At 59.9% G+C, this 13,856-nt stretch carries 17 protein-coding genes; 7 read left to right on the top strand and 10 right to left on the bottom strand.

The genetic code is table 11. From position 1 onward, the window contains the following. Positions 1-5: 5 nt before the first annotated feature. Positions 6-302: a DUF1244 domain-containing protein gene (locus tag FFI16_RS01460; protein WP_016971058.1), complete on the top strand. Its 297-nt coding sequence runs from the start codon at positions 6-8 to the stop codon at positions 300-302. Beyond that, positions 295-636, top strand: a complete 342-nt coding sequence (locus FFI16_RS01455; protein WP_178112620.1) for a HopJ type III effector protein — start codon at positions 295-297, stop codon at positions 634-636. Before FFI16_RS01460 ends, FFI16_RS01455 begins: the two co-directional genes overlap by 8 nt. 180 nt (positions 637-816) lie before the next feature. Here FFI16_RS01455 and trxB read toward each other — a convergent pair whose 3' ends face one another. Next, positions 817-1,779, bottom strand: coding sequence for a thioredoxin-disulfide reductase (trxB, locus tag FFI16_RS01450; RefSeq protein WP_010206474.1), 963 nt, complete (start codon positions 1,777-1,779; stop codon positions 817-819). A gap of 292 nt (positions 1,780-2,071) precedes the next feature. On the opposite strand from trxB, the gene cysZ reads away from it, so the two are divergent. Together cysZ and FFI16_RS01435 are read left to right on the top strand one after the other, a co-directional pair. Next, positions 2,072-2,836, top strand: coding sequence for a sulfate transporter CysZ (gene cysZ / locus FFI16_RS01440; protein WP_138813878.1), 765 nt, complete (start codon positions 2,072-2,074; stop codon positions 2,834-2,836). Between the two features lie 54 nt (positions 2,837-2,890). Next, positions 2,891-4,093, top strand: coding sequence for a glycosyltransferase family 1 protein (locus FFI16_RS01435; RefSeq protein ID WP_138815344.1), 1,203 nt, complete (start codon positions 2,891-2,893; stop codon positions 4,091-4,093). Here FFI16_RS01435 and FFI16_RS01430 read toward each other — a convergent pair. The 7 genes from FFI16_RS01430 to rplU form a co-directional block, all read right to left on the bottom strand. Continuing rightward, positions 4,062-5,165 carry an NADH:flavin oxidoreductase gene (locus tag FFI16_RS01430; RefSeq protein WP_138813877.1) on the bottom strand — a complete coding sequence of 368 codons (1,104 nt, stop codon included), beginning with the start codon at positions 5,163-5,165 and terminating at the stop codon, positions 4,062-4,064. The two genes, FFI16_RS01435 and FFI16_RS01430, sit on opposite strands and share 32 nt — an antisense overlap. 165 nt (positions 5,166-5,330) lie before the next feature. Continuing rightward, the gene (locus FFI16_RS01425) at positions 5,331-5,813 is read right to left on the bottom strand and encodes a glutathione peroxidase (protein ID WP_138813876.1); all 483 of its coding nucleotides are present in this window, start codon (positions 5,811-5,813) and stop codon (positions 5,331-5,333) included. A gap of 101 nt (positions 5,814-5,914) precedes the next feature. Then, positions 5,915-6,379 (bottom strand): CreA family protein, encoded by a 465-nt coding sequence (locus tag FFI16_RS01420; RefSeq protein WP_017137940.1) that lies wholly within the window; start codon positions 6,377-6,379, stop codon positions 5,915-5,917. 16 nt (positions 6,380-6,395) lie between these two features. After that, a complete protein-coding gene (proB, locus tag FFI16_RS01415) occupies positions 6,396-7,514 on the bottom strand; it encodes a glutamate 5-kinase (RefSeq protein WP_026013771.1) in 1,119 nt (372 codons plus the stop codon). Positions 7,515-7,625: 111 nt separating this feature from the next. Further along, entirely contained in the window at positions 7,626-8,849 is a 1,224-nt protein-coding gene (gene cgtA / locus FFI16_RS01410; RefSeq protein WP_016976186.1) for an Obg family GTPase CgtA, read from the bottom strand. Positions 8,850-9,042: 193 nt separating this feature from the next. Further along, positions 9,043-9,300, bottom strand: coding sequence for a 50S ribosomal protein L27 (gene rpmA / locus FFI16_RS01405; RefSeq protein ID WP_003176049.1), 258 nt, complete (start codon positions 9,298-9,300; stop codon positions 9,043-9,045). Positions 9,301-9,334: 34 nt separating this feature from the next. After that, the gene (gene rplU, locus FFI16_RS01400) at positions 9,335-9,649 is read right to left on the bottom strand and encodes a 50S ribosomal protein L21 (RefSeq protein ID WP_007950961.1); all 315 of its coding nucleotides are present in this window, start codon (positions 9,647-9,649) and stop codon (positions 9,335-9,337) included. Between the two features lie 239 nt (positions 9,650-9,888). Here rplU and FFI16_RS01395 point away from each other — a divergent pair, with 239 nt between their 5' ends. The 3 genes from FFI16_RS01395 to FFI16_RS01385 all read left to right on the top strand — a co-directional run bounded on the left by FFI16_RS01395 (position 9,889) and on the right by FFI16_RS01385 (position 11,746). Then, positions 9,889-10,857: a polyprenyl synthetase family protein gene (locus FFI16_RS01395; RefSeq protein ID WP_015372944.1), complete on the top strand. Its 969-nt coding sequence runs from the start codon at positions 9,889-9,891 to the stop codon at positions 10,855-10,857. A 130-nt stretch (positions 10,858-10,987) separates the two neighbouring features. Beyond that, entirely contained in the window at positions 10,988-11,329 is a 342-nt protein-coding gene (locus tag FFI16_RS01390; RefSeq protein ID WP_003230858.1) for a zinc ribbon domain-containing protein YjdM, read from the top strand. 159 nt (positions 11,330-11,488) lie between these two features. Then, positions 11,489-11,746, top strand: a complete 258-nt coding sequence (locus tag FFI16_RS01385) for a hypothetical protein (RefSeq protein ID WP_138813875.1) — start codon at positions 11,489-11,491, stop codon at positions 11,744-11,746. A gap of 153 nt (positions 11,747-11,899) precedes the next feature. On the opposite strand, the gene FFI16_RS01380 is transcribed toward FFI16_RS01385, so the two are convergent. Together FFI16_RS01380 and FFI16_RS01375 are read right to left on the bottom strand one after the other, a co-directional pair. Then, positions 11,900-12,517, bottom strand: coding sequence for an FKBP-type peptidyl-prolyl cis-trans isomerase (locus tag FFI16_RS01380; protein ID WP_138813874.1), 618 nt, complete (start codon positions 12,515-12,517; stop codon positions 11,900-11,902). A gap of 104 nt (positions 12,518-12,621) precedes the next feature. Continuing rightward, a complete protein-coding gene (locus FFI16_RS01375) occupies positions 12,622-13,818 on the bottom strand; it encodes an OprD family porin (RefSeq protein ID WP_138815343.1) in 1,197 nt (398 codons plus the stop codon). Between the last annotated feature and the right edge of the window lie 38 nt (positions 13,819-13,856).

Genomic DNA, 13,856 nt, shown 5'->3' with positions numbered 1-13,856 from the left:
GCCTTATGAACGATCAACAACGCCTCGAACTCGAAGCTGCCGCCTTCCGCCGGTTGGTGGCCCACCTGGACAGCCGCAAGGATGTGCAGAATATCGACCTGATGAACCTCTCGGGCTTTTGCCGCAACTGCTTGTCGAAGTGGTACAAGGCCGAGGCCGACGAGCGCCACATCGAGCTGAGCCTGGATGACGCCCGTGAAGTGGTGTACGGCATGCCGTACGCCGAGTGGAAAGCCCAATACCAGAAAGAAGCCAGCGCCGACCAACAGGCGGCGTTCGCCAAAGGAAAACCCCATGACTGACCTGAACACCCTGCGCGCCAGCCTCAACAGCGGCGAACATGTTTTTGCCGACACCCTGGCTTTTGTGGCTGCCGGTTACGACTACCAGCCGCAGGCTTTCACCAATGGCGGCGTAGAAAATGCCGCTGGCCAGAATGAAGGCTCGTGCAAGACCTTGGGCCTGGCGCTGCTGGAAGGCTTGAGCGATCAGGAAGCATTGCTGGCGTTTGGTGAGCATTACCGTTCGGTGGTGGCAACGCCAGAGGGCAGTGATCACGGCAATATCCGCGCTTTGATTGCCCATGGTTTGGCCGGTGTGAAGTTCACCGCACAGCCCCTGATCCGTAAACCCTGAGACAGATACAAATCAAAATGTGGGAGCGGGCTTGCTCGCGAAAGCGGTGTATCAGAGAAATATTCTTTGACTGACACTCCGCATTCGCGAGCAAGCCCGCTCCCACATTTGATCTGTGTTGCCCCTAAACCCCGGGCATAAAAAAACCGGCCTCTGGGCCGGTTTTTTATTTCAACGGGTTTAGAACGAAGCGTCCTTCAAACCGTCGAGGTAACGCTCAGCGTCCAACGCCGCCATGCAACCGGCGCCGGCCGAGGTGATGGCCTGGCGGTAGACGTGGTCAGCCACGTCACCGGCGGCGAAGATGCCTTCGATATTGGTCGCAGTGGCGTTGCCTTCACGGCCGCCTTGTACCACCAGGTAGCCGTCTTTGGCTTCAAGCACGCCTTCGAACAGCGAGGTGTTCGGGGTGTGGCCGATGGCGATGAACACGCCGTCGACTTTCAGCTCGTCGAAGCTGCCGTCGTTGTTCTTCAGGCGGGCACCGGTCACGCCCATGTTGTCGCCCAGGACTTCATCCAGGGTGGCGTTGAGCTTGAGGATGATCTTGCCTTCCGCCACACGGGCGTGCAGTTTGTCGATCAGGATCTTCTCGGCGCGGAAGGTCTCGCGGCGGTGAACCAGAGTTACGGTGCTGGCGATGTTGGCCAGGTACAGCGCTTCTTCCACGGCGGTGTTGCCGCCACCGACCACAGCGACCGGCTTGTTGCGGTAGAAGAAACCGTCGCAGGTCGCGCAGGCCGAAACACCTTTGCCCATGAACGCTTCTTCCGATGGCAGGCCCAGGTAACGGGCGCTGGCGCCGGTAGCGATGATCAGCGCGTCACAGGTGTAGACACCGCTGTCGCCGGTCAGGCTGTAAGGCTTTTTCGAGAAGTCGACTTGGTTGATGTGGTCGAAAACGATCTCGGTTTCAAAGCGCTCGGCGTGCTCTTTCATACGTTCCATCAGCACCGGGCCGGTCAGGCCGTGGACGTCGCCCGGCCAGTTGTCGACTTCAGTGGTGGTGGTCAACTGACCGCCTGCCTGCATGCCGGTAATCAGCAGCGGCTTGAGGTTGGCCCGGGCAGCGTAGACGGCAGCGCTGTAACCGGCAGGGCCGGAACCGAGAATAATCACTCGCGAATGACGGGTATCAGACATGACTCACTCCTATCGACCGCCCGGACCACAAGGCAGCTGGAATAAAAAAGGACCGCGAAGCACTTGGGGAAGGCTTGAACTCGCAGGCCCTGAAAATAATGGGTGCAGCGTATAGAGGGGGGCAAGATTAAGGAAATACGGAATAACAATCCAGCTCATAGGTGGTCTCTATGCAGTCGCCGCGGTTAATCGACACCCTGGTTGCCCAGATGTTACCGCTGATGTCGCCGCTTTCACCGAAGGGGCAAAGCCGGTAAGGTCGGCGCGTTCGTCTTCTTGCTCGGAGTTCTCCATGCCCGCCCCTGCTCTTTCTGGCCCGCAATATCTGCGTGAAGGCCTCAAACTGGTGTTGAGCCCTGGCCTGCGCCTGTTTGTACTGCTGCCGTTGGCGATCAACCTGGTGCTGTTCGTCGGTTTGATCTATTTCGCCGGCCATCAGTTCAGCCTGTGGGTCGACACCTTGATGCCGACGCTGCCCGGCTGGCTGAGTTTCCTCAGCTATATCCTGTGGCCCTTGTTTGTGGTGCTGGTGGCATTGATGGTGTTTTTCACCTTCACCATGCTCGCCAACATCATCGCCGCGCCGTTCAACGGTTTTCTTTCGGAGAAAGTCGAGGTGGTGGTGCGCGGTACAGACGACTTCCCCGCCTTCAGCTGGGGCGAGTTGATTGCCATGGTCCCGCGCACCCTGGCGCGGGAAATGCGCAAACTGGGTTACTTCCTGCCACGCGCCATCGGCCTGTTTATCCTGTCGTTCATTCCGGTGGTCAACCTGATCGCCGCGCCGCTGTGGCTGTTGTTCGGCGTGTGGATGATGGCGATCCAATACATCGACTACCCGGCGGACAACCACAAGCTGGGCTGGAACGAAATGCTCGCCTGGCTGCGCCAGAAGCGCTGGCAGAGCATGAGCTTTGGCGGCATTGTTTACCTGGTGTTGCTGGTGCCGGTGGTCAACCTGCTGATGATGCCGGCGGCCGTCGCGGGCGCCACGTTGTTCTGGGTGCGTGAGCAAGGGGCCGAGGCGATGGCCCGGCAGGCGGTAGCCAAGTCATAAATCCATCATCCTAGAGTCACAATGACGACATGGCCCACGGTGACACTGTGGGTCATGACGACAGCCTCGCTTCACATCACCCTCATTACCGAAACCTTCCCGCCGGAAATCAACGGGGTGGCCAATACCCTCGGCCGCCTGTGCGAGGGTCTGCGCGCGCGTGGTCATCAGGTCGAGTTGGTGCGCCCGCGCCAGGGCGTCGATCAAAGCCGGCCCAGCGACGATGAGTTGCTGTTGTGTCGTGGCTGGCCATTGCCGGGTTACCCGGGGCTGCAATGGGGCCAGTCGTCGATGCACAAGTTGCTGCGGCGCTGGACACGCCAGCGCCCGGACGTGCTGTACATCGCCACTGAAGGGCCGTTGGGGCTGTCGGCGCTGCGTGCGGCACGGCGTCTGGGGATCAGCGTGGTCAGTGGGTTTCACACCAACTTTCAGCAGTACTCGAATCAATATGGCTTGAGCCTGCTCAGCCGCATGGTCACCCACTACTTGCGCTGGTTTCACAACCGCTCGACCCTGACCCTGGTGCCGAGCGCCAGCCAGCGCCTGGAGTTGGAACGTCGCCACTTCGAGCGCCTGGGCATGTTGTCCCGCGGCGTCGACAGCCAGTTGTTCCACCCCGCCAAGCGCGATCATGCACTGCGTGAAAGCTGGGCGCTGAACAGCGACCAGATCGCCGTGCTGCATGTGGGCCGCCTGGCACAGGAAAAAAACCTGGGGCTGCTCAAGCGCTGCTTCGAAACCTTGCAGGACACCTACCCACTGCGCCAGATGAAATTGATCATCGTCGGCGACGGCCCGCAACGGGCGACGCTGGAAAAGGAACTGCCCGAGGCGATTTTCTGCGGCACCCTGCGCGGTGAAGAACTGGCGCGGCACTACGCGTCCGGTGATGTATTCCTGTTCCCCAGCCTGACCGAAACCTTCGGCAACGTGGTGCTGGAAGCCATGGCCTCGGGACTGGGTGTGGTGGCTTACGACCAGGCAGCCGCCACCCAGCATATTCGCCATGGCTACAACGGCGTGCTGGCGATGCCAGGCGATGAGGATGCGTTTTGTGACGCAGCCAATTGGCTGCTGGAGGATGCGGAGAGTTTGCGCCGTATGCGCTTGAATGCTCGTCAGCATGCGAGCCGCCAGGGTTGGCCGGCAATCATTGAGCAGTTTGAACGTCAATTACGCGGGGTGTGCAAGGACGGGCACCCGGTGCCCGTCCTGTCGCCCCTTACACCAGGCTCGTCAACGCCTCACGACTGAACGGCAGAATGTCGCCCTCACGACCTTCGCGCACCTTCACGGCCCAGTCCGGGTCTACCAGCAGGGCACGGCCAACCGCAACCAGGTCGAACTCGTCGTTGTTCAGGCGCTCCAGCAATTTTTCCAGGCTGGCCGGTTGGGCGACCTTGTCGGTGTTGACCATGAACTGCAGGAACTCGCCGTCCAGGCCCACACTGCCGACGGTGATGGTCGGCTTGCCGGTGAGCTGGCGGGTCCAGCCGGCCAGGTTAAGGTCGGAGCCTTCGAACTCCGGCTCCCAGAAGCGGCGTGTGGAGCAGTGGAAAATATCCACACCGGCGTCGGACAACGGCTTGAGGAATTCACCCAGCGCCTCGGGGGTTTGCACCAGGCGTGCGGTGTAGTCCTGCTGCTTCCATTGAGAGAACCGCAAAATGATCGGAAAGTCCGGGCCGACGGCGGCGCGGGTGGCCTGGATCAATTCGATGGCAAAACGCGAGCGGTTAGCCAGGCTGCCGCCGTATTCGTCAGTGCGCTGGTTGCTGCCTTCCCAGAAGAACTGATCGACCAGATAGCCGTGGGCGCCGTGGATCTCCACGCCATCCATGCCAATGCTCTGGGCATCCTTGGCGGCCTGAGCGAAGGCGTTGATCACGTCCTTGATGTCTTGTTGGGTCATGCCATGGACGACGACGTTGCCGTCCTTGAGTTTTTCCATCGGGCCGTAGGCGGGCACGCTGGCGTCAGGCTCGGTACCGATACGGCGCACGCTGCCCACGTGCCACAGCTGCGGGACGATCTTGCCGCCTTCGGCGTGTACGGCATCAACTACTTTCTTCCAACCCGCCAGCGCGGCCTCACCGTAAAAGTGCGGCACGTTCGGGTAGCCGTTGGAGGCCTGATGGCCGACCACCGTGCCTTCGGTGATGATCAGGCCCACGCCCGCAGCGGCGCGGCGGCGGTAGTACTCGATGACTTTGGAATTGGGTACGCCACCCGGCGAGAACGATCGGGTCATGGGCGCCATGACCACACGGGTGGACAGTTGCAGTGCACCGAGCTGGAAGGGTTTGAACAAAGCTTGGACGGGCATTGGGGCACTCCACACAAGAGGGATTTATGATGTGGATAATATGTACCGTGCAGGGTGCTGGGTAGCACTATTGATCTGGGTGATTAAGGGGTAAAAGTGATGCGGGTTTAGGGCTGCTGCGCAGCCCAACGGGAGCAAGCTCCCTCGCCACGGTGTAGGAACGATTCAGCTCAGGGCTTTTTCGATGGCCTGTACGATTGTCGGATCATCCGGCGCGGTGCGCGGCGAGAATCGCGCGAGTACACGGCCGTCCTTGCCGAGCAGAAACTTCTCGAAATTCCAGGTGATATCCCCAGGAAACTCAGCGCCCTCGCCCGCCAGCAGGCGATACAGCTGATGGCGGTCGTGGCCATTGACGTCAAGCTTGCTGCCCAACGGAAAGGTCACGCCGTAGTTCAGGCTGCAGAACGCCTGAATTTCTTCTTCGGTGCCCGGCTCCTGGCCTGCAAACTGGTTGCACGGCAGGCCAAGCACAGTAAAACCCTGGCCTTTGTACTGCTGATAAAGGTTTTCCAATGCCGCATATTGCGGGGTCAAACCACATTTGGAGGCCACGTTGACCACCAGCACCACTTGCCCCTTGAAGGGCGATAGCGGCAGCTCTTGTCCGTCCAAAGCTTTGAGTTTCAGGTCGTGGAAAGCACTCATGACGAACTCCAGATATCCCATGTTCTTCGCGTTGCGGCTGTTCGAGATTACAGACCACAAGCCTGCAATCATAGACGCCGATTGAAAAACTCGCCCGCCGGTTATTGTGCGGTCGGCCAGGGCAAAATCGGAATCGCGGTGACCGCATTCTGCGGGCTGCCTTCGATCAGGCGGTCGCTGTAGACCAGGTACACCAGGGTATTGCGCTTCTTGTCGAGAAAGCGCACCACCTGCATGGTCTTGAACACCAGCGAGGTGCGCTCCTTGAACACTTCGTCGCCATCCTTGAGTTCGCCTTTGAAGTGAATCGGGCCAACCTGACGGCAGGCTATCGACGCTTCGGCGCGGTCTTCGGCCAGGCCCAGGCCGCCTTTGACGCCGCCGGTCTTGGCGCGCGACAGGTAGCAGGTCACACCGTCAACCTTGGGGTCATCAAACGCCTCGACCACTATGCGGTCGTTGGGGCCGACAAACTTGAATACCGTCGACACCTGGCCGATTTCTTCGGCCGAGGCCAGCAACGGCATGGCCAGCAGCAGGCCGAGTAATCCTTTCATGACACGCATCGTGTATTTCCTTTATTCAGACCAGGATCAGGTTATCGCGGTGAACCAGTTCCGGTTCGGCCATGTAACCCAAGAGTCCGACAATTGCATCGGACGATTGTCCAATAATCTTCTGTGCTTCAAGGGCGCTGTAGTTGGCCAGGCCACGGGCGATCTCGCGACCATCGGGCGCCACACACACCACCATCTCGCCACGGCGGAAGCTGCCCTGCACCAACTTGACGCCGACCGGCAGCAGGCTCTTGTTGCCCTGGGACAAGGCTGACACAGCACCGTCGTCCAGAACCAGCGTGCCACGAGTTTGCAGATGACCGGCCAGCCATTGTTTGCGCGCCGCGAGCATGCCGCGTTCCGGCGACAGCAGCGTGCCAATGCGCTCACCGGCCTTGAGGCGGTCCAGCACGCGCTCCAGGCGCCCGCCGACGATGATGGTGTGCGCGCCGGAGCGCGCGGCCAGGCGTGCCGCACGCAGCTTGGTCTGCATGCCGCCACGGCCCAGGGCACCGCCGACACTGCCGGCCACGGCGTCCAGCGCCGGGTCATCCGCACGCGCCTCATAAATAAGCTGGGCGTCGGGGTTGTTACGCGGGTCGGCGTCGAACATGCCATCGCGGTCGGTGAGGATCACCAGCAGGTCGGCTTCCACCAGGTTGGCCACCAGCGCGGCCAGGGTGTCGTTGTCGCCGAAGCGGATTTCGTCGGTAACCACCGTGTCGTTCTCGTTGATCACCGGGATGACCTTGAGCTCAACCAGCGCACGCAAAGTGCTGCGGGCATTGAGGTAACGCTTGCGGTCGGACAGGTCGTCGTGGGTCAGCAGGATCTGCGCGGTGTGGCGGCCGTGCTCGGCAAAGCTGGATTCCCAAGCTTGCACCAGGCCCATCTGGCCGATGGCGGCGGCGGCTTGCAGTTCGTGCATCGCGCTGGGTCGCGCGGTCCAGCCGAGGCGGCTCATCCCGGCGGCAACGGCCCCGGACGACACCAGCACCAACTCAACACCGGCCTCATGCAAGGCCACCATCTGCTCGACCCAGACGCTCATGGCTGCGCGATCCAGACCTTTGCCATCCGCCGTCAGCAGCGCACTTCCGATCTTTACGACCCAGCGCTGCGCACCTGTCACTTTGCTCCGCATCATCTTCAACCTTAGAGTGAGGGCCGCGCGACCCAGCGCGCCCCATAACGTTATACCCGGATACTAAAACGCCGCTCCATAGGGAGCGGCGTTCAAGTTTACTGCAACGAATCAGTCGCGCACGTAAATGATTTCCGGACCGTCTTCATCATCCACGTCTTCTTCGTCCCAATCGTCGTCGCCGATGTCATGGACCGACTTCACGCCGCTGCGGCGCAGGGCACGCTGGTCATCCAGGGCCTGCAACTGGGCGCGGGCTTCGTCTTCGATCTGCTGGTCGAGCTCGGCGAGTTCGGCCTTGAATACCGGGTCGGCCGCCAGGCGGTCGGCGCGGTCTTCGAGGTAGCGCATGATGTCGCGGGTCAGGCGCTCGGTGCCTTCTTTGGCGATGGCCGAGATCACGTAGACCGGGCCTTCCCACTCCAGGCGATCAACGATTTCCTTGACGCGCTCTTCGTGCTCTTCTTCGAGGATCTGGTCGCACTTGTTCAGTACCAGCCAGCGGTCACGCTCGGCCAGGGCCGGGCTGAACTTGGTCAGCTCGCTCACGATCACTTCGGCGGCGTCCGGTGCGCTGGTGTCATCCAGCGGCGCCATGTCGACGAGGTGCAGCAGCAAACGGGTACGCGACAAGTGCTTGAGGAAGCGAATCCCCAGGCCAGCACCGTCGGAAGCACCTTCGATCAAGCCAGGAATGTCGGCGATCACGAAGCTTTTCCAGCGGTCTACGCTGACCACGCCCAGGTTTGGCACCAGGGTGGTGAACGGGTAGTCGGCAACTTTCGGCTTGGCGGCAGAGACCGAGCGGATGAAGGTACTTTTACCGGCGTTCGGCAAGCCCAGCAGGCCCACGTCCGCCAGTACTTTCATCTCCAGCTTGAGGTCACGCTGCTCGCCAGGCTTGCCCGGCGTGGTCTGGCGTGGCGCACGGTTGGTACTGGACTTGAATCGGGTGTTACCCAGGCCGTGCCAGCCGCCCTGCACAACCATCAGCTTCTGGCCGGCCTTGGTCAGGTCGCCAATCACTTCCTGGGTCGCAGAGTCGATGATCGTGGTGCCGACCGGTACGCGCAGTACCAGGTCTTCACCTTTTTTACCGGTGCAGTCGGTGCTGCCGCCGTTGGAGCCACGCTCGGCATCGAAGTGCCGGGTGTAACGGTAGTCGACCAGGGTGTTGAGGTTTTCGTCGGCCATCATGTAGATGGAACCGCCGTCACCGCCGTCACCGCCGTTTGGACCACCGTTTTCGATGAATTTTTCGCGACGGAAACTCATGCAACCGTTACCGCCGTCGCCTGCTTTTACTCGGATGGAAACTTCATCAACGAACTTCATAACAAAACGCCTCTCGTCGCATGGACGAGCTTAAGAAACCAAGACATAAGACTCTTGCAAAAATGAGCGCAGCGACCTCAGAAAACGACCGCACATCCAGCGCCTGAGCCCATCACAAACAGCTTTGCAAGAGACTCACTCCACAAACGAAAAAGCCCCGTCGCGAGACAGGGCTTTTCCAGCGATCGCGCAATTAAGCGGCGACAACGCTCACGTAACGGCGGTTGAACGCGCCTTTTACTTCAAACTTGATCACGCCTTCGATTTTAGCGAAGAGGGTGTGATCTTTACCCATGCCAACACCGTAACCGGCGTGGAATTGGGTGCCGCGCTGACGCACGATGATGTTGCCCGGAATGATTTTCTGGCCGCCATACATCTTAACGCCAAGGCGTTTGGCTTCTGAGTCGCGACCGTTACGGGTACTACCACCAGCTTTTTTGTGTGCCATGAGTCAATTCTCCTAGTGAGGAATTAGGCTGAAATTAAGCCTGAATACCGGTGATTTTGATCTCGGTGTACCACTGGCGGTGGCCCATACGCTTCATGTGGTGCTTACGACGACGGAACTTGATGATGCGGACTTTATCGTGACGACCTTGGGAGATCACTTCAGCCACAACGGTAGCGCCAGCAACAACTGGAGCGCCGATGTTCACGTCATCGCCATTAGCGACCAACAGAACGCGATCAAAGGTAACGGATTCGCCAGTAGCGACTTCCAGTTTTTCGATCTTCAGGTATTCACCTGGGGCGACCTTGTATTGCTTGCCACCAGTAACAATTACTGCGTACGACATGGTATTTCTCCGATAATCCTGCTCACCCAGCGCTTTATAAGAAAAGGTATTGGCTGGCATGGCTGCATGGGATGGACGTCCCGAATGCAATTGCGTAAGGCAGGTGCTGCCCAGGAAGTTCAGGGTGCGCGATTGTACGCAAGCTGTAGATGCCTTGCAAGTGGCCGTCTATCGCGCCTTGACACTGCGGGGTCAGGGTCCTAGCATGCCGCGCAACCCTTCTGGAGCGACTGTCGCTGATGCAACCCCAAGCTTTCTACCGCGCGGTCGCGGACGATTTTAGCGCCGTCGACGGCATCATCAAGCAGCAGCTGACGTCTAAAGTGCCGCTGGTCTCCAAAATTGGCGACTACATTACGTCGGCGGGCGGTAAACGCCTGCGTCCTTTATTAGTGTTGCTGTGTGGCAAGGCCCTGGGCCGCGAAGGCGATGACCTGCGCCTGCTGGCCGCCACTATCGAATTCCTGCACACCGCCACCCTGCTGCATGACGACGTGGTCGACATGTCCGGCATGCGCCGTGGCCGCGAGACGGCCAATGCGATGTGGGGCAACGCCCCCAGCGTACTGGTAGGTGACTTCCTGTATTCGCGCTCGTTCGAAATGATGGTCGAACTGGGCTCGATGCCGGTGATGAAGATTCTTTCACAAGCCACGCGCATCATCGCCGAAGGCGAAGTGTTGCAACTGTCGAAGGTCCGCGACGCCAGCACCACTGAAGAAACCTACATGGAAGTGATTCGCGGCAAAACCGCGATGCTCTTCGAAGCCTCGACCCACAGCGCCGCCGCCCTGTGTGGCGCAACGGCCGAACAGGCCGAAGCCCTGCGCACCTTTGGTGATCACCTGGGCGTGGCCTTCCAACTGGTGGACGACCTGCTCGACTACCGTGGCGACGCTGAAACACTGGGCAAGAACGTCGGTGACGACCTGGCCGAGGGCAAGCCAACCCTGCCGCTGATCTACACCATGCGCGAAGGCACGCCGGAACAGGCCGCCCTGGTGCGCAAGGCGATCCAGAAAGGCGGGATCGAAGACCTCGAAGCTATCCGTGCAGCGGTAGAAGCCTCGGGTTCGCTGGAATACACCGCACAGCTGGCGCGTGACTACGTGGCCCGTGCCATCCAGTGCCTGGAAGCCCTGCCAGCCAGCGAATACCGGGATGCCCTGGTTGAGCTGAGCGAGTTTGCGGTAGCCCGCACGCACTAGCAGAGCTGGCTTATGTGGGAGCAAGCCCGCTCCCACATTTAGACCCCATTAGCAACTCGCAGCCCCGCTACAACCACAAAACCCTATATAATGTGCGACTTTTAGCCATCCTGACTCTCAAGGAGCTTTAGTGAGCACGTTGCCACCCTGCCCGAAATGCAATTCCGAATACACCTACGAAGACGGCGCCCAGCTGATCTGCCCGGAATGCGCCCACGAGTGGTCCGCCAATGGCGAGGCCGAAGTGGCGGGCGACGAAACCGTGAAGAAAGACTCTGTGGGCAATGTCCTGCAAGACGGCGACACCATCACCGTGATCAAGGACCTCAAGGTCAAGGGCACGTCCCTGGTGGTCAAGGTCGGCACCAAGGTCAAGAACATCCGCCTGTGCGACGGCGATCACGATATCGATTGCAAGATCGACGGTATCGGCCCGATGAAACTCAAGTCCGAGTTCGTGCGCAAAGTCTGAACCTGCTGCATCCATCCCGCGCCCGCCGCGGGGTGGCGTTTTGCCCTCCCTGCTGACCTGTCTCAATATCCACACAGAAAAACCAGGAAACCGCCAATAGGCACTTGCTATTCTACGAATAAGAATTATTCTCATTGAAACTTATCAAGGAGAACCACCATGACTTATTTGATAGATGCCTGGCTGGACCGCCCACACCCTTACCTGCGGATCCTGCATCGGGAAACCGGCGAAGTCTGCGCGGTACTGGAAGAAGAAGCCTTGAGCGAACTGCAGGACCAGGGCGACCTGGACGTGAACGGCCTGAGTTCCAGTGAACCCGGCGTGCTGAAAGAGGTGGTGCGTAACTTGTTCCTGTTTTGCTATGCCCGAGCGTTGCGCCCGGCGACAGAGCTTCATGGCAAGTTTCATCCATGAACCATCACGCAGAATCCGCAGGTGCGGGCTTTATGTGGGAGCGGGCTTGCTCGCGAAAGCGGTGTGTCAGTCACTGAATGTGTATCTGAACTACCGCATTCGCGAGCAAGCCCGCTCCCACACAAGCCCAACACCCATAGAGCTCAGCGGATATTACAGAACGTCGAGCAGCTCAACGTCGAACACCAGAACGCTGTGCGGCGGAATGCTGCCAACGCCTTGAGCGCCGTAAGCCAGTTCGCTCGGCACGTACAGGCGCCATTTGCTGCCGGCATTCATCAGTTGCAGGGCTTCGGTCCAACCGGCGATCACGCCGCCCACCGGGAATTCTGCAGGCTCGCCGCGCTCGTAGGAGCTGTCAAACACAGTGCCGTCGATCAGGGTGCCGTGGTAGTGAGTACGCACTTGGTCTTCACGGCTCGGCTTGGCGCCGCTACCTGCAGTCAGCACTTCAAATTGCAGGCCGGAAGCCAGGGTGGTGATGCCATCACGCTTGGCGTTTTCAGCCAGGAACGCCAGGCCGGCGCCAGCAGCCGCTTCTGCCTTGGCAGCCGCTTCGGCTTGCATGATTTCACGGATCACTTTGAAGCTGGCCGTCATTTGCTCTTGGTCAACGCGGCTCAGTTTGCCGTCGAACGCGTCAGTCAGGCCGGCCAGGATGGCGTCGATGCTCACGCCCGGTGGCGGGTTGTCGCGCAGTTGGTCGCCCAACTGACGGCCGATACCGTAGCTGACGCGGGTTTCGTCGGTGGACAGATTAACTTCGGACATGAAGAGGCTCCGCTGTAGGACAGCACGGTTTCCCGTGTCATCCAAAACTAAAAGGGCCCGCAGACTAGCACACAAGCCCCGCCTCTGATCAGCCCCCTGCCCTACTACCAAAGCGCCAGGTCGTAGGTCAGATACAGCCGATAGTTATCGCGGTCGCTGGCGTAGGTGGAACGATAGGTCGCTTTGCGCAACTCCACGCCCAAGCCTTTGAAGGTACTGTTCTGGATGACATAGCGCAGGTTAGTGTCCGACTCCCACTCCCGCGCCTCACGCCCTCTGTAATCACCGTTCTGCCCTTTGTAATAGCGGGTCATGAAACTCAGGCCCGGCAGCACGGCTTCAAAATCATAGTCATAGCGCAGCATCCAGGTTCGCTCACCAGCCTGGATGAACTTGCCCACTCCGGCGTTAGTGAAGGAATACACCGTCGAGACACTGGCATAAGGCAGCGCAGTGTCGCCATTGACCTTCTGATAACCGACGCCCAGCGCCTGTGCCCCCAGGCGGTAGGTGAACAACCCGCTGAACATGTCGCTGTCGACTTTGCCGTTGCGCGCCTCACCCGCATCGCTGCTGATGAAATAACGCAAATCACTGGTCAGCGTGCCTTTACCCACCGGCTGGTTATGCACAAGGCCAAAAAACTGCTGGCGATAGAACTCTCGCATTTCGCCGTAATACCAAGTGCCGCGCAGTTGCGGCGTGAAGGCATAGGACGCGCCGGCGAAATCGAAATCACTGCCCCGTTTGCCGCTGTAGCCCTGGGGATAGATAGCCACGCTGTCGGTGGAGTTTCGCTGCTTGAACTTATCCAGGTGCCCGGCGTGCAGGTAGAGGTCGCGAATACCGCTGTACTCCACTTGAGTGCCTTGAAAAGTCTGCGGCAGCAGGCGTCCATCGTTGTGCACCAGCACCGGAATCTTCGGCAGCAAGGTGCCGGTTTTCACCACGGCATCGCCCCAACGCATCTTTGCAGTGACGCCCAGGCTGGAGAATTCACTGGCGGCATGGCCATCGTCATGCACCGGCAATAAACCCGTGCCGGCGTGAGTGGGGCTGGAGTCGAGCCGCAGCCCCGCCAGCCCCAACGCGTCCAGGCCAAACCCTAGCGTGCCGTCGGTATAGCCTGACTGCAGGTTGAGTAAAAAACCTTGTGCCCACTCTTTGCGATCCTCGCCGCCGTCGCGGTAATCGTCGTTGAAGTAGAAATTACGCAAGGTCAGGCGACCCTTTGAGTCCTCCCAGAAACTCTGGGCCAGGAGTACGGGCGACACACTGGCCAACAGGCACGCCGACGCCATTTTGCCTCGATTGAAACGTTTACACATCGCTGCTTCCT

It is taken from the genome of Pseudomonas sp. KBS0710, assembly GCF_005938045.2.
Lineage (GTDB): Bacteria > Pseudomonadota > Gammaproteobacteria > Pseudomonadales > Pseudomonadaceae > Aquipseudomonas.
Note: the sequence above shows the minus strand (reverse complement) of the source record. Positions and strands in the feature narration are given on the sequence as shown.